At 63.3% G+C, this 21315-nt stretch carries 23 protein-coding genes, 1 tRNA gene and 1 pseudogene; 17 read left to right on the forward strand and 8 right to left on the reverse strand.

The genetic code is table 11. The features are described from left to right. Positions 1 to 64: 64 nt before the first annotated feature. The gene (locus M9890_05890) at positions 65 to 1000 is read right to left on the reverse strand and encodes an A/G-specific adenine glycosylase (GenBank protein ID MCO5176488.1); all 936 of its coding nucleotides are present in this window, start codon (positions 998 to 1000) and stop codon (positions 65 to 67) included. Between the two features lie 116 nt (positions 1001 to 1116). Here M9890_05890 and M9890_05895 point away from each other — a divergent pair, with 116 nt between their 5' ends. Then, positions 1117 to 2220, forward strand: coding sequence for a Gfo/Idh/MocA family oxidoreductase (locus M9890_05895; protein MCO5176489.1), 1104 nt, complete (start codon positions 1117 to 1119; stop codon positions 2218 to 2220). After that, positions 2204 to 2959 carry a hypothetical protein gene (locus tag M9890_05900; protein ID MCO5176490.1) on the forward strand — a complete coding sequence of 252 codons (756 nt, stop codon included), beginning with the start codon at positions 2204 to 2206 and terminating at the stop codon, positions 2957 to 2959. Before M9890_05895 ends, M9890_05900 begins: the two co-directional genes overlap by 17 nt. A 56-nt stretch (positions 2960 to 3015) precedes the next feature. Here M9890_05900 and miaA read toward each other — a convergent pair whose 3' ends face one another. Next, positions 3016 to 3948: a tRNA (adenosine(37)-N6)-dimethylallyltransferase MiaA gene (miaA, locus tag M9890_05905; GenBank protein ID MCO5176491.1), complete on the reverse strand. Its 933-nt coding sequence runs from the start codon at positions 3946 to 3948 to the stop codon at positions 3016 to 3018. A 105-nt stretch (positions 3949 to 4053) separates the two neighbouring features. Between miaA and mltG the strand changes: the two genes are divergently transcribed. Both mltG and aroE read left to right on the forward strand, forming a co-directional pair. Beyond that, on the forward strand, positions 4054 to 5103 hold the full coding sequence (gene mltG, locus M9890_05910; GenBank protein ID MCO5176492.1) for an endolytic transglycosylase MltG: 1050 nt from the start codon (positions 4054 to 4056) through the stop codon (positions 5101 to 5103). 4 nt (positions 5104 to 5107) lie between these two features. After that, entirely contained in the window at positions 5108 to 5947 is an 840-nt protein-coding gene (aroE, locus tag M9890_05915) for a shikimate dehydrogenase (GenBank protein ID MCO5176493.1), read from the forward strand. Here aroE and M9890_05920 read toward each other — a convergent pair. Together M9890_05920 and M9890_05925 are read right to left on the reverse strand one after the other, a co-directional pair. Next, complete coding sequence (locus tag M9890_05920) at positions 5944 to 6735, reverse strand: DUF92 domain-containing protein (protein MCO5176494.1); 792 nt, start codon at positions 6733 to 6735, stop codon at positions 5944 to 5946. The genes aroE and M9890_05920 overlap by 4 nt on opposite strands. A gap of 6 nt (positions 6736 to 6741) precedes the next feature. Further along, positions 6742 to 6999, reverse strand: a complete 258-nt coding sequence (locus tag M9890_05925) for a protein-L-isoaspartate o-methyltransferase 1 (protein MCO5176495.1) — start codon at positions 6997 to 6999, stop codon at positions 6742 to 6744. 56 nt (positions 7000 to 7055) lie between these two features. Between M9890_05925 and M9890_05930 the strand changes: the two genes are divergently transcribed. The 6 genes from M9890_05930 (at position 7056) to M9890_05955 (ending at position 11968) form a co-directional block, all read left to right on the forward strand. After that, positions 7056 to 7127 (forward strand) — tRNA-Lys (locus tag M9890_05930). A 116-nt stretch (positions 7128 to 7243) separates the two neighbouring features. Then, positions 7244 to 7636 carry a hypothetical protein gene (locus M9890_05935; protein ID MCO5176496.1) on the forward strand — a complete coding sequence of 131 codons (393 nt, stop codon included), beginning with the start codon at positions 7244 to 7246 and terminating at the stop codon, positions 7634 to 7636. 156 nt (positions 7637 to 7792) lie between these two features. After that, entirely contained in the window at positions 7793 to 8284 is a 492-nt protein-coding gene (locus M9890_05940; protein MCO5176497.1) for an Lrp/AsnC family transcriptional regulator, read from the forward strand. A gap of 48 nt (positions 8285 to 8332) precedes the next feature. Then, positions 8333 to 9604, forward strand: coding sequence for a M20 family metallopeptidase (locus tag M9890_05945; protein MCO5176498.1), 1272 nt, complete (start codon positions 8333 to 8335; stop codon positions 9602 to 9604). 184 nt (positions 9605 to 9788) lie between these two features. Continuing rightward, positions 9789 to 10334: a hypothetical protein gene (locus M9890_05950; protein ID MCO5176499.1), complete on the forward strand. Its 546-nt coding sequence runs from the start codon at positions 9789 to 9791 to the stop codon at positions 10332 to 10334. Next, entirely contained in the window at positions 10334 to 11968 is a 1635-nt protein-coding gene (locus M9890_05955) for an SPFH domain-containing protein (GenBank protein ID MCO5176500.1), read from the forward strand. The genes M9890_05950 and M9890_05955 overlap by 1 nt, the downstream gene beginning before the upstream one ends. Positions 11969 to 12020: 52 nt before the next feature. On the opposite strand, the gene M9890_05960 is transcribed toward M9890_05955, so the two are convergent. Further along, entirely contained in the window at positions 12021 to 12479 is a 459-nt protein-coding gene (locus M9890_05960; protein ID MCO5176501.1) for a RidA family protein, read from the reverse strand. A gap of 138 nt (positions 12480 to 12617) precedes the next feature. Between M9890_05960 and M9890_05965 the strand changes: the two genes are divergently transcribed. Together M9890_05965 and M9890_05970 are read left to right on the forward strand one after the other, a co-directional pair. Next, on the forward strand, positions 12618 to 13430 hold the full coding sequence (locus M9890_05965; GenBank protein ID MCO5176502.1) for a polyprenol monophosphomannose synthase: 813 nt from the start codon (positions 12618 to 12620) through the stop codon (positions 13428 to 13430). A 341-nt stretch (positions 13431 to 13771) separates the two neighbouring features. Beyond that, entirely contained in the window at positions 13772 to 14182 is a 411-nt protein-coding gene (locus M9890_05970) for a hypothetical protein (GenBank protein MCO5176503.1), read from the forward strand. A gap of 7 nt (positions 14183 to 14189) precedes the next feature. Here M9890_05970 and M9890_05975 read toward each other — a convergent pair whose 3' ends face one another. The 3 genes from M9890_05975 to M9890_05985 form a co-directional block, all read right to left on the reverse strand. Then, positions 14190 to 15380: an ABC transporter substrate-binding protein gene (locus M9890_05975; protein ID MCO5176504.1), complete on the reverse strand. Its 1191-nt coding sequence runs from the start codon at positions 15378 to 15380 to the stop codon at positions 14190 to 14192. Next, the gene (locus M9890_05980; GenBank protein MCO5176505.1) at positions 15377 to 17173 is read right to left on the reverse strand and encodes a hypothetical protein; all 1797 of its coding nucleotides are present in this window, start codon (positions 17171 to 17173) and stop codon (positions 15377 to 15379) included. Before M9890_05980 ends, M9890_05975 begins: the two co-directional genes overlap by 4 nt. A 128-nt stretch (positions 17174 to 17301) precedes the next feature. Beyond that, complete coding sequence (locus M9890_05985; GenBank protein ID MCO5176506.1) at positions 17302 to 18063, reverse strand: BtpA/SgcQ family protein; 762 nt, start codon at positions 18061 to 18063, stop codon at positions 17302 to 17304. A gap of 255 nt (positions 18064 to 18318) precedes the next feature. Here M9890_05985 and M9890_05990 point away from each other — a divergent pair, with 255 nt between their 5' ends. From M9890_05990 to M9890_06010, 5 genes and pseudogenes are all read left to right on the forward strand, one after another. Continuing rightward, a complete protein-coding gene (locus M9890_05990; GenBank protein ID MCO5176507.1) occupies positions 18319 to 18711 on the forward strand; it encodes a MerR family transcriptional regulator in 393 nt (130 codons plus the stop codon). Positions 18712 to 18779: 68 nt separating this feature from the next. Then, on the forward strand, positions 18780 to 19226 hold the full coding sequence (locus M9890_05995) for a hypothetical protein (protein MCO5176508.1): 447 nt from the start codon (positions 18780 to 18782) through the stop codon (positions 19224 to 19226). Positions 19227 to 19257: 31 nt separating this feature from the next. Next, on the forward strand, positions 19258 to 20250 hold the full coding sequence (locus tag M9890_06000) for an amidohydrolase family protein (protein ID MCO5176509.1): 993 nt from the start codon (positions 19258 to 19260) through the stop codon (positions 20248 to 20250). 180 nt (positions 20251 to 20430) lie between these two features. Further along, positions 20431 to 20956: pseudogene (locus tag M9890_06005) on the forward strand (hypothetical protein). Positions 20957 to 21061: 105 nt separating this feature from the next. Continuing rightward, the gene (locus M9890_06010; GenBank protein ID MCO5176510.1) at positions 21062 to 21313 is read left to right on the forward strand and encodes a hypothetical protein; all 252 of its coding nucleotides are present in this window, start codon (positions 21062 to 21064) and stop codon (positions 21311 to 21313) included. Positions 21314 to 21315: the final 2 nt, after the last annotated feature.

Raw genomic sequence — 21315 nt, forward strand, 5'->3', positions numbered from 1 at the left:
TACGAGAAATCCCAGTCACATCGCACTCACAACTCCGGCGGAGTCTACCAGAGCGCTTGAATCCTCAGTCCGGTAATCGGTACCGGCTGGATTCGGAAACGCGTTCCTGATCGTACGGTTCTGCGTCCTCGGCAACCGCAGATCCAGACATCACTAGCCCCTCAGACACCATCGCATCCAGCATGCTGGCGATTCGCGTCGCATGTGGCCGGTGTGCGCCGTCAGGCATCAAACGCTCGATCTCGGCTATTGACGCGCCCCGCCCATCAGTGTTGCGCAAGATGTCGAGGATCCGTCCTCGCACGTAGCGGTTCGTCGTCTCGAACCGTGGCTCCGACGCGGTCCTGCGGCGCGGCTGTTCGGTGAGAATGCCCGCTATCGTGGGGCGTGCCTGACAATCCGCTGCCAGCGGGCAGATGTCGCAGCGCACGGCTCTGGCGCGGCAGATCGTTGCGCCGAGCTCCATCAGCGCCTGATTCCACTCGTATCCGTCGCCTGCTGGCACGACGTGCTGAGCGATCGCTTCCAGCTCTCGCGCAGTCATCTGCGGATCCGGCACATCCGGTCCGGCGATGACGCGATGCAGTACGCGGCGGATGTTCGTATCAATGAAGCCAACGTCCTGCCGGTAGGCAAAGCAGGCGATCGCACCTGCCGTATACGGCCCGATCCCCGGCAGCTTCTTCAGCTCATCGACGCACGCCGGCAACGTCCCGCCGTACTCGTCCATGACCGCGCGCGCCGTTCGATGCAGTCCCAGCGCCCGACGGTTGTAGCCCAGCCCGGCCCACGCTCGAATCACCTCGCTGGGCGGGGCATCTGCCAGCGCGGCGATGTCCGGAAACAGAGCCAGGAACTCATGATACTTCGGCACCACGCGGTCAACCTGCGTTTGCTGAAGCATGACCTCGGACACGAGAATTCGATACGGATCGTGGGTGTCTCGCCAGGGCAGCTTGCGGTGCGCGGAGCGATACCAGGTGAGCAGGCGCTGGCGCACGGACTCGTCGTGAAAAGGCGTCAGATTCATCCTGTAAGTGTACGGTGGCCAACCAGCGCGATGCGATCGAGTATGATGCCGCACCAGCTCGCCACTGGACGAGAAGGGATCGATTCATGAGTGACATCAAGCGACTACGCGTCGGCCTTATCGGCGCCGGCACGATCGCGTTCAGCGCGCACCTCCCCGCGATCCGCCGACTGCACGATCAGGTTGAGCTGGTTGCGGTGGCCGACGTTCGCGCCGATAACGCCCAGCGCGCGGCAAACGAGTTCGGCGCGCAACAGCACTACACCGACTATCACGAGCTTCTCGCACGCGGTGATCTCGATATGGTCGACATCTGCACACCCGAATTCCTCCACGCTGAGCAGACCGAGGCCGCGGCAGCCGCAGGCTTGCACGTATTCTGCGAGAAGCCGATGGCGGCAACTGTCGCGGAGGCGGATCGGATGATCGACGCCTGCAAGCGTGCCGGAGTCCGTCTAATGATCGGCCACTCGCGCCGATTCACCGGTCGCTATCAGCAGATTCGCGCCGCCATTGATCGCGGCGATATCGGCGACGTGCGTTACGTCCGCGAAAACGAGCGCCGCCCACGCTCGATGTACGACAGCCTCAACCTCGGAACCGGCTACTGGAATCCGGAGGCCGATCGTCCGTGGCTCACGATGTCGAGGTACTCGCAGGGTGCTGCGCTGACCAACGCTGTCCACGAAACAGATCTCGCCCGCTGGTTCGTTGGCAGTCGGCCCGTCTCCGTCTTCGCCGAAGCGCGCATCACCGAAGACGGCGCTGAGGTGCCCGATATGCTGTCGTACACCATCACATTCGAGAACGGCGCGATCGCGGCTGCCGAAGTCGTCAACCAGCTACCGCGCGGCTATGCGTACTTCCATATGATGGAGGTCCTCGGAACCGGCGGACGCATTCGCGCAACTGACCCGCTCATGGCACCGCTCACCGCAGCTGACGACGTTGGCCTCTCGCAACCGCTGAATTTCGATACGCTCCTGCACGTCGACTCCGCCTACGCCACCGAGCTGGCCGGATTCATCAAAGCCATTCGCGAGGACAGCCCGGTACCGATGCCGGCCGAAGAAGCGCGCGGGGCAATCGAGCTATCTGTCGCAGCAGTCCGTTCGAGCCAGACCGGCCAACCAGTCGCGTTGCCGCTCAACGAAAAGAACGATGAGGTGTCGCATGAGTCAGTCGGGTGAGTGGATGATCCTTGGTGACACAAGCATCGCCAACTTGCTACGCCATGCCACCGGCTACGTCAACGCGGATCAGCCCATAACCATCACGACCGACGCCGGCGACGCTCCTGTCGGAGCAATCGGCGTTGGCCCGTCGGTTTACGCATCGACCGTGCAGCACGTTGTCCCCTACTTCAACGCCTTCGAAGCGATCGACGACGTCCAGCGCGCCATCGCCGGCGGCTCAGTTGGCAAGGTCTACGGTTGCTACGCCAGCATGCGCGTGCCACGTGGCACATCGCCGGATGCCCTCGTGGCTGGTGCAGTCGGACCGATCCTCGCCGTCTGCCGCGATCTCCTGCCGCAGCCGGTCGCACGTGTGTGGGCCAGACGCGCGGCGCTCTTCGCGCCGGACGACGCCTGGTTCATCACGCTCCGCCTCGCCGACGAGACGATCGTAACCATCGAGGCGCTGGCGTCCGGCACCGCCTCGTCGCGGGAGATCCTGATCGAGGTCACCGGCTCGGAGCGCGTGCTGCGGGCAGAACCAACCGCGCAGGGCATCCGTGTCGAGCCGCTCGCACGCGAGCCGATGATCTGGCCATGGTGGGAGGACCTCGCCGAACGCTTCCTCGCCCTCGTCAACCGCCGCGCCGCGACACAGCAGTGGCTGAACGGCGACGACCTGCGAGCGGTCTGGCAAGCAGCCCACCGCTCAGCCGTCTCCGGCGAGCCTGTGGAACTGAATCCCCGTTCGTGACGGCGAGGATGACTCAGATCGAGGGTGCGCGAGAGCGCTCCAACACGTTGCGCACCCTACGCCGCCAGAAACTCCCGAACCATTTCCATCGCCCGCGCCACATGCTCCGGGTCACCGCTATCAAGCCAGTTTATGCCCTCGAAGCGCCTGAACCACGTCTCTTGATGACGCACATACGAGTGCACCATGATCTGCGTCTGCCGGATCGCCTCGTCAAGCGACAACGATCCTTCGAGCATGGCCAGCGCCTCACGATACCCGTGCGCGCTCATTGACGGCGTCTCAGCTGTAACCCCGCGATCGGCCAGACGGCGCACCTCATCCAGCCAGCCCGCCTCGTGCATCTCGCGAACACGCTGGTCGATACGCGCGTACAGCTCATCTCGGTCACGACGCAGACCGATTAGAAAGAATTGCCACGGCGGCGGAACACTCGCGCTGACCTCGCTCATCGGGCGGCCCAGGACCTCATACACCTCCAGCGCGCGGATCATGCGGCGTCGATTGTCCGGTCCGATTCGTTCCGCCGAGCATGGGTCGACATCCCGGAGCCGTGCGAACAGCACATCGGTTGCTTCTTGCTCCAGACGTGCGCGCAATGCCTCGTTTGGCGCGACAGGCGGCGGTCGCCAGCCTTCAATCAAACCGCGAAGGTACTGCGGTGTCCCGCCGGTGACGATCGGCACGTGCCCTCGGCGCGCAACATCCTCAATCGCCGTATACGCCAGATCGAGAAACGAACCGAGTGAGAACTGCTCCGTCGGCTCGAGGATATCGATCAGGTGATGCGGAACGCGCTCACGCTCCGCGACCGACGGTTTGGCTGTGCCAATATCCATCCCGCGGTAGAAGTACCGCGAGTCAGCATTGACAACTTCTCCGCAAGACAATTCGGCCAGACGCAGCGCAAGATCGGTCTTGCCAGTCGCCGTTGCGCCAAGGACGACAATCACGCGTAGCCCTGGCGTAAGATTCCGTCCATTGTCCACGTCAGCGCTGGTTACTAGACTGTTGCCGCCTGACTCCATGAATTCGCGCCCGTTCCTGGTTTGATCTACCTGACAGCGCGATGAGCCCTGAATCTGGACGTGCCTGTGTCATCACGCATTCGGCAGATCGTTGTCATTGGGTCGGTCGCCGTCCTCGCGCTGGCTATCATCTTCGTCACGCAGCTCATCATCGTTCGAGCACTGGATAGCGCCGCCGACTCGGCTGGTGAGAGTGTCTACTTCGCCGTTGAACCTGACGAGTCGGTCGATTCTATCGCCGACCGGCTGCAGGACGCCGGGCTGATCCGCTCGCCAACCTATTTCCGCTTCCGCGTCCGCATCGCCGGTCTCGGTGGCGACATCATCGCCGGTCGCTATCGAATCGATCCGGCCATGTCGACGACGCAGATTATCCACCTGATTACGTCGCGTGATGCCGCGCTCGCGCAGGAGATTCAGGTGCGGTTCATCGAAGGTTGGCGCACCGAGCAGTATGCCGAAGCGCTTGTCGATGCTGGCGTGATCGCATCGGCAGACGACTTCATGGCCGCCACCCGCGAACAGCGCTGGAACGATGAGTTCTCGTTCCTGCACACACGCCCGAGCGGCGTTGCGCTGGAGGGGTACCTGTTTCCTGACACCTACAACTTCCGTGTCGATTCCGCGCCTGAAGATATTTTGACCACCTTGCTCACCACATTTCAGGAGCGTGTCAGCCCCGAGAGCATCACCGAAACGGAGCAGATGGGCATCACGCTCCACCAGGTCATCACGATTGCGTCGATTGTTGAACGGGAGGCTGTCCTGCCCGAGGAGCGCCCGATCATCGCCTCGGTCTACTACAACAGGCTCCGCGAGGGAATGCCGCTGCAGGCCGATCCGACGGTGCAGTACGAGCTCGGCACGTCCGGCAACTGGTGGCCGGAGCTGACGCCGGAAGACATCCAGCAGAACGGCCGCTACAACACCTATCTCAATCCAGACCTACCTCCCGGGCCGATCTGCAATCCCAGCCTGGCGTCGATCGAGGCGGCCCTGCGACCCGCGCAGACCGACTACCTGTTCTTTGTCGCTCGTGGCGATGGCTCACATGCCTTCGCGAACACCGCCGAAGAACATCAGCGCAATGTGGATGAGTATGTGAGAGGGCAGTGAATCGATGTCAAACCTGCAACGCGTCGGTCTGATCGGCGATCCGGTTGAGCATTCGCTCTCGCCGGCATTCCAGCAACCTGCATTCGATGCCCTCGGACTGAACGTCCGCTACGAGCTCTGGCCGACACCAGCCGCAGACCTCAGCGAGCGATTCGCCGACCTGCGCACTGGTGAAGCTCTTGGCGCAAACGTCACTGTGCCGCACAAAGAGGCGGCGTTCGCGGCGATGGACGAATTGAGCGATCGCGCGCGCCGTGCCGGTGCGGTCAACACGATTGTCCCCCGGGCCGGTTCGCTCTATGGCGACAACACCGACATCCACGGCTTCCTCGTCCCGCTCGTCGAGCGTGGCACCGAATTCCCCACGCTGGACGCCGTTATCCTCGGTGCTGGCGGCGCGGCGCGCGGCATTGTCGTCGCTCTGCTAGACGCCGGTGTGCGGTCAGTTCATGTCGTCAATCGGACGGTTGAACGTGCCGAACGACTCGCTGCCCAGCTCGACGACACGCGCATCATTCCGGCACCACTGTCCAACGCCATGGCCGCCGTCACGAACACTGGCTTGATCGTGAACGCGACAGCCATCGGCTGGGACGGCAATGCGCTGCCAATTGAGGAGTCGGTTCTGCGAGCGGCCCCGACAGCAGCGCTGGCCTACGACCTGACCTACCGCGAGACACCGTTCCTCCGCGCTGCCCGCGAAGCCGGGCTCGCAACGCTCGACGGTCTGCCGATGCTCGTCCACCAGGGTGCGAAGTCGTTTGAGCTCTGGACCGGGCAGCCCGCGCCCGTAGAAGTCATGTGGGAAGCAGCTGTCTCTGCCCGCGCGGAACGTGGCGGCTAGCGATCGGATGTCGTGCGACTGGCCCCGCCGACGATCCAGGCGACAAGCGCTCCGGCTAACGTGCACAATCCGTTCACGACATCGTTGTTGAGTCCGGGAACGCCACCGACGTGATCAGTCGCTGTTCCACATCGGTGAACCTTCGATTCGGTCGCCACGCCGCAGGCAGGACAGTACCGCTTCTCCTGCACCAGCTCGCCGAGCACGCTATCGACCAGTGACCCGGCGATGCCACCGGCGATAACCGCAGCGCTCGGCCGGACGGTATCGCGGCCCCGGCTGTCTCCCGCCAGATGCACCAGACCGATGAGTCCGGCACCCAGCAGCGATCCCAGCGTCCCGCGCCACGTCACAGCGCCCGACGTTCCGGCAGGTACGACAGCACGCGATAGCACCATGCGCGGCAGCGATTCGGATGTTCGGCCAATCTCAGTCGCCCAGGTGTCGGCGGTCGCCGCCGCCAGCGAACCCGCCGCCAACGTCAGTCCGCTACGCCGCGACAGCAGCGCTGCACATGCCGCGACCCCGCCGTTCGCCGCCACCTGAACAGCATCGCGACGACTCCCGCGCGCCGCCAGCTCCGTTCCGGCGCGGCGCTGCGAGAGTGCGCTCGACGACACGAAGAACGCGCCAAGCACAGCCGCACCGCGCCACCCGCAGCGAGCGAGTACGGCAGACCCAACGCCACTGGCCGCCAGCGCTCCGTCCGTCGATAGCGCACCCGCCCTGTGCCCCGCAACACTGATTGCAGCCGACAGCGCTACCGCGGCGGCAGGGCGCAGCCCCATCTGACCCTACCCCTTCGGCTGCCGCGGACGCTTCATCAGCAGATACTCGTCCTCGCGAACTTCGAATATCCAGCCTTCAACCTCGGCGAGCGCCGGAGAGCTTATCTCTGAATAGTGGATCAGCACGGTATGACCGTCGACCTCTTCCTCATCGGTAGAGTTCATCGCGAACGGATGACGAGGACTGCCAACGACCATCCGTGGTCCGCCGACGTTTTCAACCGCCTCAGTAATAAGCCGCAACGCCTCTGCTTCGTCCAGCATCTCGCCTCCTCCGGCTGCCAGCAGGTACCTCAACAGTGCAATGCTATACTCTCGAGGGCCCCGTAGCTCAGCGGTAGAGCAGTGGACTTTTAATCCATGGGTCCTGGGTTCGAATCCCAGCGGGGTCACGCCGGTCCTCCGGTTATCCTTCTTATTTCCCAATGGCACCTGATGTTCGTGAGCGACTGGCGGTTCGCCGGTCGCACATCGTCGTACCGACCATCCGAAGGAAGCCGAGGACGCCATGGAAATTCCGATCCAGATTGCCATTGCCGACTACCTGAGGGATCTGGCGCGCTGGCGCGAAGGACGCGCCGAGGAATACGACCGCGACCCGCGCAATCTGCGCTCGGCGGCGGGTCTCGTCGAGTTGGCCGACTACATCCAGTCACTACCGGATGATGACACCCGACTTTCCGAACTGACGCGCCTGGCAGTCCACGGCGCGCGCTTCGAGCCTGGGCAGCAGGCCCATTTCGCGATGGCTCGCTTTCGCTTCCACGAAGAACACGCGACGACCTCAGCGTTCCTCGATCGCATTGTCGAGCTGCAGCAGCTCGATACCAGCGAAGACGGAAACTTCGGCGGGCGCTTCGCCGAGGGGGACGAGCCATGGCGCAACTCAGAACGATCCTGAAGCCAAAATCAGTGTGCGATTCGGCCATGAGGATGTCTCGCGATGCCGGAAACGGCACATCGCGCTACAATGCCACGGTTCAGTCCGGATCGGCGAGACGATTTCGGGCACCCAGAGCGACCGGATGCAATCCTGCAAATGTGAGGAGCTCAAACGATGGCTCGCCCGGTGGATCCCCTCGATCGCGCAATCATCAAGCGGTTGCAGATCGACGGGCGCATGTCGAGCGCCGAGATTGCCCGACAGCTCGGCGTCGCCGAGCGAACTGTTCGTGCGCGAATTGATCGGCTAGTCAGCGACAACGTCATTCGCCTTGTCGCTTCAATCGTTCCATCGACCGTCGGTTATGCCGTTACGGCCGACGTCTTCCTTGAGGTCGAATCCGGCCTGATCCAGAGCGTCGCTGACCTCATCGCGCTGAAACCCGAGGTCGGCTACATCGGCCTGACGACCGGTGACCGGGACATCAGCCTGCAAATCCACGCCGAGTCTGTCGAGCAGCTCTACGACTTCGTCACGAACGAGCTCGGCACGATGCCCGGAGTGGTCAGGACCAACACGTTCATCATCCCCAAAATCCTGAAGACGCACTTCGATTTCGTTGGTCCTGGCATGAGAATCGACGAAGAGCTGGAGCACGTAAACTAGCGACTGCGAGCGGCGCAGGAATGACCGCAACGCGGAGAGGATGAGCCCATGTCATTGTCGGACAACATTACCGTATCTGAGGAACTTGATGCCTGGCTGCGCGAGACGCGCCGCATGATCCATGTCAATCCCGAACTCCTCTGCGAAGAGGTCGCCACCTCCGAACTGGTGCAGAAGCACCTGACCGAAGTCGGCGTGTCGTATCGCAAGGGTGTCGGCGGCGATGGTCGGCCTCTGTACATGAAGCCTGAGCTGATCAAGCGCGCGGGCATAAAGACGTTCCCAATCACTGGTGGCACCGGCGTCCTGGCCGAGATCCGCGGCACGCGCGGCGCGGGTCCGGGCAAGTGCGTCCTGCTGCGCGCCGACATGGACGCGTTGCCGATGGACGAGCTGAATGACGTTGAGTACAAGTCCCAGAATCCGGGCAAGATGCACGCCTGCGGACACGACTGCCACACAACGATCCTGATGGGCGTCGCCGAAGTGCTGCAGTCGATGAGCGACAAGTTCGACGGCACCGTCAAGCTGATGTTCCAGCCGGGCGAGGAAGGCGCTGGTGGCGCGGTCGCCATGATCCACGACGGCATTCTCGAAGACCCGCCCGTTGATGCAGCTTTCGCTCTGCACGTCTCAACCGAGCACCCGGCCGGCGAGGTGTCGATGGGCCCCGGACCGCACGCTGCCGCCGCCGATTCCATCGAGATCAATGTGACCGGCAAGGGCGGCCACGCCGCCTTTCCGCACACAACCATCGACGCCACGCTCGTCGCCGCGCAGATCCTGATCGCCCTCCAGACGCTCGTGAGCCGCGAGGTCGATCCGATCCAGACCGCCGTCGTCAGCATCAGCACGCTGCACGCAGGTACAGCCGGCAACGTCATCCCGCAAACCGCGCAGATGACCGGAACCGTCCGTACCTACGATCCGGCAATCCGCGACATGCTCGAGCAGCGCATGGGCGAGATGGTCCCGGCGATCGCCTCCGGATTCCGCGCCGAGGCCGAGCTGATCTACATGCGCGGTTATCCGGCTATGGTCAACGACCCGGAGATGACGCAGTTCGCGATGGAGACCTGCGAAGAACTGCTCGGCGACGATAATGTCCACGTCAGCGCACCGATGATGGCCGGCGAGGATTTCGCCTATGTTACGGAACGCGTCCCCGGCTGCATGATCTCGCTCGGCGTTCGCAACGATGAACGCGGCATGATCTACCCGCCGCACCATCCGCGCTTCGATGCCGACGAGGATGCCCTCGCCGTAGGCGTCCGCGTCCTGTCGGCAATTGCGCTGCGCTACCTCGGCGCTGATCTCTAGCATCCTGTCGCAGGGCACCAGGTATCTGGTGCCCTGCACTCTGGTTCCGGCGGCTTCCGCCAAAATCCGCTACACTGACAATGCGTCGTAGCGTTCGCTTTCACGTCCAGGGCCGGTTGCATCTGCTTCCGACCCTTTCGCCGTAGCCATCGGCGAGTTGTCTCGGGCAGAACGGACACCCGGAATGTTGCTGTATTTCGCCATCGCGCTGGTTGGCTCACTATTCCTCATCCTGTCAGTGGTGCTTGGCGAAGTGTTCGACTTTGGCGGCGACCACGCGGACGGTTTCGACGGCGACGCTCACCCACTATCCGGTAAGACGATCGCGGTTGCGCTGACCGCATTCGGCGCGACCGGGATGATCACCACGCAATACGGCTGGAGCGCGATGATGAGCGCGATCACCAGCGCAGTTGCAGCGCTCCTGCTTGGCGCTGCCGCCTGGTGGATCATCACGTCGCTGTATCGCTCGACCGCATCGACCGATGTACGCATGTCATCACTTGTCGGCCATCGCGGCCAGATCACAATTCATATTCCGGCTGGTGACGTTGGAGAAGTGCTTGTCTCCGGCGCGGATAGCACCCGCCACCTGATCGCTCGCTCGCGCGATGGGTCGGCGATCCCAACCGGCACAGCAGTCCGCATCGTCGAGACGATCGGCAGCGCCGTGCTGGTCGAGCCGCTGAGCGCACCGACCGCCACGCCAATTGAGGACAGGAGCAATTGATGGATTTTGTTGTCGTTACTCTGGGTGTACTGTTCGTCCTTGCCGCCCTCGTTGGGCTGGTCCTGCTGGTCAACTCCAACATCATCAAAGTTCCGCCCAGCACGGTCGCGATCTTCTCCGGTCGCAAGCGAACGGTCACCAACCCGGAAACTGGCGAACACCAGACCGTCGGGTACCGTATCGTCAAGGGTGGTTCCAGCGTTCGCATTCCCATCCTGGAGCGCGTCGACTACCTCTCACTCAACGTCATCACCATCCCGCTCAAGATCCAGTCTGCCTATACAAAAGAGGGCGTGCCGGTCGCGGTTGACGCCGTCGCGAACGTCAAGATCGGCGGCGACGATTACTCAATCGGCAACGCGATCGAGCGCTTCCTCGGCATGCCGCACGATCAGATTCGCAACGTCATCTTCCAGACCATGGAAGGTCATCTGCGATCCATCCTCGGCACACTCACCGTCGAGGAGATCAACACCGACCGGCAAGCATTCGCTCAGCGAATGACCGCCGAGTCGGCCCAGGACCTTCGCCGCATGGGCATCGACATCGACGTCCTGACGATCCAGCAGATCACCGACCCGAACGGTTATCTCGATGCACTCGGCCAGCGCCGAACTGCCGAGGTCAAGCGTGACGCCGAGATCGGTCGCGCCGAAGCCGAGCGCGATGCGCGAACGCGCTCCGCACTGGCCATGCAGCTCGCCGCCACCGCCGAAGCGCAGGCCGATGCCGAAACCGCCGCCGCCCAGCGCGATACCAACGTCGCCAAGGCCGGCTTCGATGCGTCGGTCCAGGCCGAGCGCTCGCGTGCATCACAAGCTGGCCCGCAAGCTGAAGCAGAAGCTCAGCGCCAGGTTGTCATTGCCCAGCAGCAGGTCGAGCTTGCCCGCACCGAAGCCGCCATCGCCGTTCAGGAGATGGAAGTCAAGCGCAAGGAGCGCGAGCTCGAAGCGACCGTGCTCAAGCAGGCAGACGCCGAACGACAAGCAACCATCGTCACCGCCGAGGGTGCCAAGCAGGCCGCCATTCTGCAGGCCGAAGGTGAGCGCCAGGCGATCGTCACCCGCGCCGAAGCACACTCGCGCGAACGAGAACTCCTCGGCACCGGTGAGGCAGCCCGCGTCCGGCAGGAAGGCTTCGCCGACGCGGAGGCCAAGAAGGCGCTCGCGGAAGCCACCCAGGCTGAGCTTACGGCTGAAGCGGAGGGCGCTCGCGCCAAACTGCTGGCCGAGGCCGAAGGTCGCCGCGCCGCATTGCTCGCCGAGGCCGAAGGTAAGCGGCAAATGGCCGATGCCCTCAACGCTTACCAGGCGACTGCCATGCAGCTGCTGATGTACCAGGCATTCATCGACCAGCTTCCGAAGATCGTCGAAGCAGCCGCGATGCCGCTCTCGACCATCGACCGCGTCGTCGTCATCGACGGCGGCAACGGCGCGAACGGCGATGGCTCCGGCGCGCTTGGACGTTACGCGGGTGAACTTCCGCTGATCGTTGAGCGCATGACCGAAAGCTTTGCCGCAGTCACCGGCGTCGATCTCAAGCAGGTGTTCGCCGATCGCGTCGGAGCCGAGGCTGAAGGTGACACGCGCACCGTCATCGATCCGAACGCCAGCGACCGCGACGCGACTTCCTGATCGCTAGAAGAGCGAGTTGCGCCGCGCCATCCGTGGCGCAACTCGCGATTCATCACTCGACTTCGACGATCATCTCAATCTCAACCGGAATATTGTTTGGCAGTCCGGCCATGCCAACTGCCGAGCGCGCATGTCGCCCGGCGTCGCCGAAAATCTCGACCATCAGGTCAGAGAACCCGTTGATCACCTTGGGCTGATCGCCGAATCCCGGTGCAGAATTCACCATGCCCAGGACTTTGACAACGCGCTTGATGCGATCCAGATCACCCAGCGCCTCCTTCGCCGACCCGAGCAGATTCAGCGCCGCAATCCGCGCGGCGTCATAGGCATCCTCAACCGACACTTCAGTTGGAACCTGCCCAACGTAGGCTGGTTTGCCATCTCTGGTTGGGCCAGTGCCGGAGAGGTACAGCAGGTTGCCAACCTGCACATAGCGCACGTAGTTCGCGATGGGTGATGGAGATTCTGGAAGCTCAAGGCCCAGTTCAGCAATACGCGCTTCGATATTCACGAACACTCCTGTCCCAATGGCAATCAACGACGCTGCAATCTTCGCCGACGCTCCGTATCCTTGGCAATCGTCTTGCGCGTGACCCGAAAGGCAGTCTTCGACGGACGTCACTTCACGCCGGATATGGGAATGAGAACAATGCCCAATCATCTACGCCACTACCGTCGCATACCGAACCGCCGTATGACCCCAGGCATCAACCCTGCCCGACCGCTGGTCGTCATGCCAACCTACAACGAAGTCGACAATATTCGCGAGATGCTCCCGCAGATCATGACCCACCGTCAGTTCGAGGTCCTCGTTGTTGACGACAACTCGCAGGATGACACGCGCAACGCTGTTCGAGAGGCGATGCAAGCGTATCCAGGCCGCATTCATATGCTCGAACGCGACGACAAACTCGGCCTCGGCACCGCCTATATCGCGGGTTTCCGCTGGGCACTCCAGCGCGATTACACGCACATCTTCGAGATGGACGCCGACTTCTCGCACCACCCCGCAACGTTGCCGCGTATGCTGCAGGCCAGTCGCCACGCCGATCTCGTCCTGGGCTCGCGCTATGTGCCGGGCGGTCGCACAGTGAACTGGTCGCCGGTTCGCAAAGCCATCTCGCGTGGTGGCTCGCTGTACGCCCGCAGCGTGCTCAGCCTGCCGATTCGCGACCTTACGGGCGGCTTCAAGTGCTTCCGCCGCCACGTGCTGGAATCGATCGACTTTGACAGCGTCAACTCGACCGGTTATGCCTTCCAGATCGAGCTCACCTATCGCGCGGCGCTGTCGGGTTTCCGACTCGTCGAGATCCCGATCACCTTCGCCGAACGCCTGCACGGATCATCAAAGATGAGCCCAACGATTTTCTTCGAAGCCATGTACCGGGTGTTGCAGTTGAGCCTGAGTTCACACCACCTCGGCACATCACGTGACACGACGATCAGCGTTCCTGCAGACTGAGGGCCGCACACAAGGTCTCTCTCCTGCGTTGCACTGCATCCAATGCAGCCGCGCCCCCCGCACTCGTGGCACGATTCAGATAGCAAGAGGGCCGCACACGCGGCATCCCCGAGCACGATCGAGAACGGAGCCACCAACTGAAAATCACGTTCTTCGTCAATAGCATTATCGGTTATGTCGATAATCCGGCGGCGCTCTATACGCGCGCGCTCGCCAACAGTCTCGCGATACTCGGCAACGACATTCGCGTCGTCGAGCCGCGCCAGAGTGAGCCGCTGGCGCGCACGCTTCGCACCGTCGGATCTGGCGCGTCCCGCCATGTCTACGAGCGCTTCCCCCTCGTGCAGTACAGCACCTACGAGCCACGCTCGGGCGCGCAATTGCTGGAGTGGATGACGCGTGAGATCTCGCTGATCGATCTCGCAGTCGTCGTGCAGGGTGCCGACGCCGAGCTTACGCGCTGGGCCGCCAACATCACCCGCGAGGGTCTGTCGCGTGCCTACCTGGCCTGGCAGCCGGACGAGCTTACCGAAGCTCTCGCCAGCGAGCTTGAGATCGACAAGTTCGATTTCGTTTGCGGCCCTGCCCCGGTGACTGATCTACCGTGGGTTGAGGTGCAACGCGCGCTGGCCGAGCAGGATATCGACGGTGCAATCGAACTGGCACATGCAGGAGTCGCCGCAACCGACCGTGGCAACACCATAGACGCGGCTGCCGCGTTCGTCCGATCACTGGAAGACGCTATCGTCTGAGGCGCGCTTAGTCGGGCTTCGTTGCGAGCCAGGTTTCGAATTGCTCGCTGACCTGCTCTTGGTGCTTGAACCACCAGTCGAAGTTCACGATGAATTGCAGTGCGCGATTCTCTGGATAGGATGGCGCCTGGCGCGCGACATCGGCGTCCATAAGATCGAATGCATGCACGTTGACCGGACCAAACGGTGCCAGCGACGCGAACGCGGCGCAGACTTCTGGTCGTGTTGCGAAGTTGATGAAGTCCATTGCGACATCGCGGTTCTGGCTGCCCTTCGGGATGACCCAGGCGTCTCCGGACAGCGCGCCGCCGTTCCACTGAATCTGCACCGGCACGCCATCCTGCCGCACCCGCTCGATGCGCGAGTGCCAGGCCGCAACCATGTCGATGTCGCCCGAGTTCAGCAGTTGCGCTGGTTGCGCGCCCTGCTCCCACCACAAGGTGATGGAGTCGCGAATCCGATCCAGCGAAGCGAATGCGCGATCGACATCAATCGGATACAGATCACTGAGCGAAACCCCATCGGCGATCAGCGCAAATTCCAGCGTCGTCTGTGCCTGACGATGCAGACCACGCGTTCCCTGCCAGCGCTCCAGGTTCCAGAAATCTTCCCAGCCACTCGGGGGCGCTGCGTCGGGCCAACGATCGCTCGAATAGGCGAGGATCGTTGAGTAGTATGCCGAGCCGATGGCATGGTCGAATCTGATGCCCTGATCAATCCCCATCGTCTGGATGACGTTGTAGTCGAGCTCTTCGAGCATGCCGAGATTGGCGAGCGGCAGCACGTCCTCTAGCAGCACGTCGCAGACATCCCACGACACGTCGCCAGAGCCTACCTGATTCTTCAGTGCGTCGATGTCCGATTCGGCCACCGTCACCCGCGCGCCGGTCAGACGCTGAAATGGCTCGACGATCGCACGCTGCTGAGCGTCCTGATACTCGCCGCCCCAGCTCGTCACCGTTATCTCGCGCCCGGCCCAGATGGTCGGATTGTCGTAGCCCTCGACCGACGTGATCAGGCCCTCAACTGATACTTCGGTGGGTGTCGCCGTCGGTGTCTCGCCAACCGCCGTAGGTGATGCCTCTCCGCGGCAAGCGGCAAGCAGGCCGGCCCCCGTCAGGAGGCCGGCCGCACGCAGGATGGCTCGTCGGGAGTGTCGCCGACGGAGTGACGATTGCCATCCACCCCGGGGCGTCACCCGCCCTCTTCCTCGTGGTCTGGAGGCTGCTGGGCGTCGTCGCCGCCACCCAGACGGCCGCGAATCGAGCCGACAGTTCGCGCGACAATGTTGCCGAGCTCGACCGCCTCGCGATTCACGAATTCACGCCAGTACGAGTTCATCTGCCCCATCTGGCGGAACTTGCGATAGCGCTCGGACGCGAGCTTCCGCCCACTCGTGCCCTGTATTTCGGCCAGCGCCGCTACGAGCGCATCTCGCACCAGCGCCGCCGCGAGATCGGGATCGGTGTGCGCCCCGCCGGTTGGCTCGCGAATAAGGTCGTCTGCGACGCCAAGGCGCTTGCAGTCGGCGGCGGTGATCTTCAGTCGCTCGGCCACCTCGGGTGCTCGGCTGACGTCGCGATACAGGATGGCCGCAGCCCCCTCCGGAGCAATGACCGAGTAGATCGCGCGTTCCTGCATCAGGACACGGTCCGCAACACCGAGCGCCAACGCGCCGCCGCTGCCGCCCTCGCCGATGATGACCGACACGATCGGCACCGGCAGCGCGCTCATCTCGGCCAGGCATTCGCTGAGCGCGGCTGCCAACCCGCGTTCCTCCGCCTCAATGCCCAGGAACGCGCCCGGAGTATCGACGAAGGTCACCAGCGGGCAACGCAGCCGCTCCGCCAACCGCATCATCCGCAGCGCCTTGCGGTAGCCCTCCGGCAGCGCCTGCCCACCGCGTCGCTCCGGCTCACCGTGTCCACGCTCCAGTCCGACGAGCACGACACCACGACCGGCGATCTCGCCAAGCCCGGCGACCACCGCGCCATCGTCACCATAGACACGATCGCCGTGCAGTTCCACGAACTGTGGACTGATGCGCTGGATGTAATCCAGCGTCGTCGGCCGATCCGCATGTCGAGCGACCTGCACAGCATCCCAGGCCGGCTGCTCATCCGAATCCGGCGGCTGCATTCGCGGAGTCGTGGATGACACGCGCGCGTCGGCGGCCAGCAACCGGAGCGTCATCGCCAGCGTGTTGCGCAGCCGTGGTCGCGCGACGATATCATCGACAAAGCCGCGATCGAACAGGAACTCGGCGCTATGCGAACGCCGCACGTCTTCGTCGGTGCCATCCTTCGATACACCCTTGATGACACGAGGTCCGGCAAATCCGATCAATGCCTCTGGTTCGGCGAAGATGATGTCTCCCTGCGAGGCGAACGACGCATAGCCGCCACCCGTCGTCGGGTTCGTCAGCACCGAGATGTACGGGATGTGAGCGTCGTGCGCGCGCCGCGCTGCCGCAGCGGTCTTTGCCATCTGCACCAGGCTCAGCATGCCTTCCTGCATGCGTGCGCCACCACTCGCAGTCACCGTCACGATCGGAACCTTGCGCTCGATCGCAAGCTCAAACGCCTGCGCGACCTTCTCGCCAACGACGGAGCCCATGCTGCCGCCGAGGAATCCGAAATCGAGAATGGCGATGACAACTTCGCGGCCCTGAATCGTCCCGCGTCCCGTCACGACCGCTTCAGACAATCCGGTCTTTTCCCGAGCACGCTGGACCCGGTCGCTGTAGGGCTCCAAATCAGCGAATCCCAGAGGATCAACCGACAGGAGTCGGGTGTTGGTTTCCTCGAATGTGCCGCTGTCGAGCAGGGTCTCAATGCGAAGCATCGCGGAAATCGGCGCGTGAAACCGGCAGGTCGGGCAAACGCGATAGCGCTGCCACTGGTCTGCGTTGCCGACGGTCGCACCGCAGCGCGGACATTGCTCAACCACAGTCTCTTCAACTCTGGCTACTGGATCGGATGCCACACTCATTCACTCACCTCATGTAACTGGCTCGCCGCTTGCGCCGATCTTATCAAAGAAGCAGGCGCTCTAATCGCAGGATGGGCATGCCCCAATCCACCGAATGCAACTCGGATACCAGCAGAGGCAGCGAGGTGCTACAGCAACCCTCGAAGCTTGCGAACACGCGCAATATCAACCGGATTTGCGACGACGCCGTCCGTCTTCAACCACGACCCGACGATGACGCCCTCGGCCGGCGGCACGTAGTCTGAAACGTTGCCGGCTGTAATGCCCGACCCCACGTAAACGGGCACGCCGGATGCGTCGGCCGCCTCCCGGACATCGTCTGGACTAGCCACAGCACCGGTAGCACTGCCGGTCACGATAATGGCGTCCGCCAACCCGCGCTCAACGGCGTCGGAAACCGCATCGTGCATGCGCTGCGGTCCGAGCGCGACAGCATGCTTCACCAGCACGTCGGCATAGATCTTCACCGACTCAGCGCCGAGCGCGCGTCGCAGCCGCAAGGTCTCGGCCGCCTGTCCCTCAATCAACCCCTGATCGGTCAGCATCGCGCCGGTATGCACGTTGACTCGCACGAACGTCGCGCCAGAAGCAACCGCGATCGACAATGCTGCTGCAGCGTCGTTGCGCAGGACGTTCACACCCATCTCTACCGGGATGTCACGCCGCAGCTCACGACAGATCACAGCCATTGTGGCGACCGTTATCGGTGGAACGCTGCGCGCAAAGAACGGCGCGTCGTTAAAGTTCTCGACGATCACGCCGTCCGCACCGCCTTCAACCAGTGCAAGCGCATCGCGGCGGGCGAAGTCGATGCAGGTGTCGAGGTTGAGGCGGGATCGCGGACTGCCCGGCAGGGCCGGCAAGTGCACGACGCCGATCAGTTTTGGCATGCGTTATGTCGTACTCAAATAGCCGAGGACAAATGCCCATGCTGATACACAGAGCATGATCCCGGCAAAAAACAAGTAACCGCCGCGGTCTCGCCGAGCGCGCTTCGACTTGACGATCAGCTTCGTCCATATGAGCGTGAGTGCGGTGACCAGCGAGGCACCGGACAAACGGTGCGACCATCCGTGGCCCTTCTTCCGTCGATGTCGCCACCGGGTACAGGGCGTCTGGCCCGCAGGACGGGCGGGGAGTGTGCCGTGGATTCCGCAGAACCGCGCTTCAGCCTGGCAGAGCTTGAAGAATCAAGCGGACTAAATGAACGCACAATTCGATACTACATCGCACAGGGACTGATGCCTGCGGCGATGGGCCGCGGTCGGTCGCGCTATTACACGCCGGAGCATCTCCAGATCCTGATGCAGATCGCGACACTGCGTGAGCAACGCCTGAGCATCGACGAGATCCGCGAACGGCTTGAGCAACCTGCCGCCCCGCCGGAGCTGGATAGCGACCGCTGGCAACGGGTGCGACTGCGCCACGACCTGGAACTGCACATTCGCGAGGACGCACCGACCGGAGTCCGCGAGCTCGCCGCGCGCATCGCCGCGCTGAGCGCAAGCTGGTTCGGCGAGGACGACGAGCACGAGTAAGCCCGACGCACCCCGCGTACAATTCCCGCTGGTGCACAATCGCCTTTCGGTCTGGCAGGAATACGGTCGTGAGCGAATCCGAACACTATCTGGCACTTGCCCCCGTTGTCGATGTCTTCAACGCCGCCGGCTTCTACGCCTATCGGACGCTCGACGATCAGAATCGTTGGTCCGTCGCCATCGACATTGAGGAAGGGCATATCGACGTTCGCATCGGGCTCGACGGATTCGACCTGGATGTCTGGGCAACCTCTCCCGGCCTCTTCGTCGACGAAGAAGACCCTCGCCGGCAGCGCGCGCTGGAGCGTCTGGCTCGTATCTCCATCCCCGGCATCCGTCGCGGCTTCCTCGAAGAGAATCAGACGCTCGAATGGAGCGAACTGGAGCACGGACTCTCACTGCGTTCATCCTTCGGCGTCGCGTTTGCCGGAGCCGAACAGCTGCCCCGCCTTGCCATTGACCAACTCGGCGAGCTCAATCAGCACCTGCGCTTCATTGAGCGACGCATTGGCTAGTCGAACAAACGACGAGACGAGGATTGCGAACGTGACACCATCACTGGAGCAGTGGCAACGAGCGATTCGGATTGCCCAGCAGCTTGAGCATGCCGACGTTTGCCTGCGTGGCGGACAGGTGCTCAACGTCTTCACCGGCGAGCTGGAACGCGCCGACGTGGCGATTGCCGATGGACGGATCGTCGGTGTTGGCGATTACCCGGATGCCAACTCCAGCATTGACGTCCACGGCGCGGTCGTCGCCCCATCGTTCATCGATGGCCACATCCACACCGAGAGCTCGCTGCTCTGGATCACGCAATTCGCGCGAGCCGTCGTCCCGCACGGTACCGGCGCAATCGTCACCGACCCGCACGAGATCGTGAACGTCGCCGGGCTCGCCGGGTTCAACGCGCTCGTTGATGCATCGCGCAACTTGCCGATCGACATCCACTTCACCGTGCCGTCCTGCGTCCCGGCCAGTCCGCACGAGACATCCGGCGCGATCATGACCGCCGACCTGATCGCGAGCGCGCTAGAAAACGACGCCACCGTCGGACTCGGTGAGCTGATGAGCTTCCCCGGTGTGCTTGCGGGTGACGTCGAGATCCACGAGCGCTTACGGGTCTCGGACGGACGACTTCGCGACGGCCACGCGCCTGGCCTGCGCGGCCGTGATCTCGACGCCTACGCGCTCTCCGGCATCACCAGCGACCACGAGTCTGCCGAGCTTGAGGAGGGCCGCGAGAAGCTACGGCGCGGCATCTTCCTGATGCTCCGCGAAGGCTCCAGCGCACGTAACGCGCTCGATCTGCTGCCACTGGTCAATGACACCACCTGGCCGCGCTGCTGCTTCGCCAGCGACGACCGCGACTGCGCCATGCTCCTCGGTGACGGACACATGAACGCCACGCTGCGCAAGGTCGTCGCCGCCGGCCTCGACCCGATCCGGCGCCATCCAGATGTGCACCATCACAACCGCCGAATACTGGCGACTCGATCGCACCGGTGCTATCGCGCCCGGCTTACTGGGCGAATCTGGTGATCCTGAACAATCTCACCGACTTCGGCGTCGAGCGCGTCTATTACCGCGGCAAGCTGGTGGCCGACGCGGGTAACGCAGCATTCGAAGTCGAAACCAGCATCCCAGACGAGCTGCGCAACACCGTCCATCTGCCGCAACTTACCGTCGCGGATCTTTGGCTGCCAGCCTCATCGGCAACACATGCCGTCGGTGCGATCGACGGCCAGATCGTTACCGAACTGCTCGCAGTTGAGCCAACCGTTGTTGACGGCGAGGCGGCACGACATCGACCGCGACCTTCCTTTGAAGCTCGTCTGCGTCGAGCGCCACGGCAAGACGGGCGGAGTTGGCGTCGGGTATGTGCGTGGCTTCGGCCTCCGCTCCGGCGCACTGGCCTCGTCCATCGCCCACGACGCGCACAACATCGTCGCCATCGGCACGAACGACGCTGACATTCTCGCCGCGATTGCCGCCGTCGGCGAGGCACAAGGCGGGCTGGCTGTCGTGCACGACGGCGAGCTGATCGACCGACTGGCGTTGCCGGTCGCGGGAATCCTCAGCGATCAGCCTCTGGAGATCGCCGCTGAAATCTACGAGCGCCTGGAGCAGCGAGCATCGGGCGGACCTCGGCCTGACGCTGCACTCGCCCTTCGGTCTGCTGGCCTTCATGGCCCTGTCCGTCATCCCAGCCGCGCGTGTCACCGATCAGGGGTTCCTCGTCGTATGAGTGCTGAACCAGTAGCGGACGTGCCCGAAACCGAGCGGACTGCCGAAGTCGACCGCCTGCTCATTCAATCTATCGGGCGCTGGGGTCTCATCACCGCCGTGGCTGTTGCTCGTCTTCGACGCGATGGTGCTGCTCGGCTACCCGTTCCCGGATGCGCTGGAATCGGTGCGCGGCGTTGTTTACACCACCATCGCCGTTATCCTGTTGATCGCGGTCGCCTGGGTGACATTCCTCGGCTATCGGCTGGTCACGCTGCGCGTCGCAACGGCTCGGCGGCAGGTCTATCCCATCTTCCTCCCCATCACCGTCCTGCTAGCCAGCATCATCGGATTCCTGTTGATGACCGTACCTAAGTAATC

This window comes from Thermomicrobiales bacterium (assembly GCA_023954495.1).
Taxonomy (GTDB): Bacteria; Chloroflexota; Chloroflexia; order Thermomicrobiales; family CFX8; genus JAMLIA01.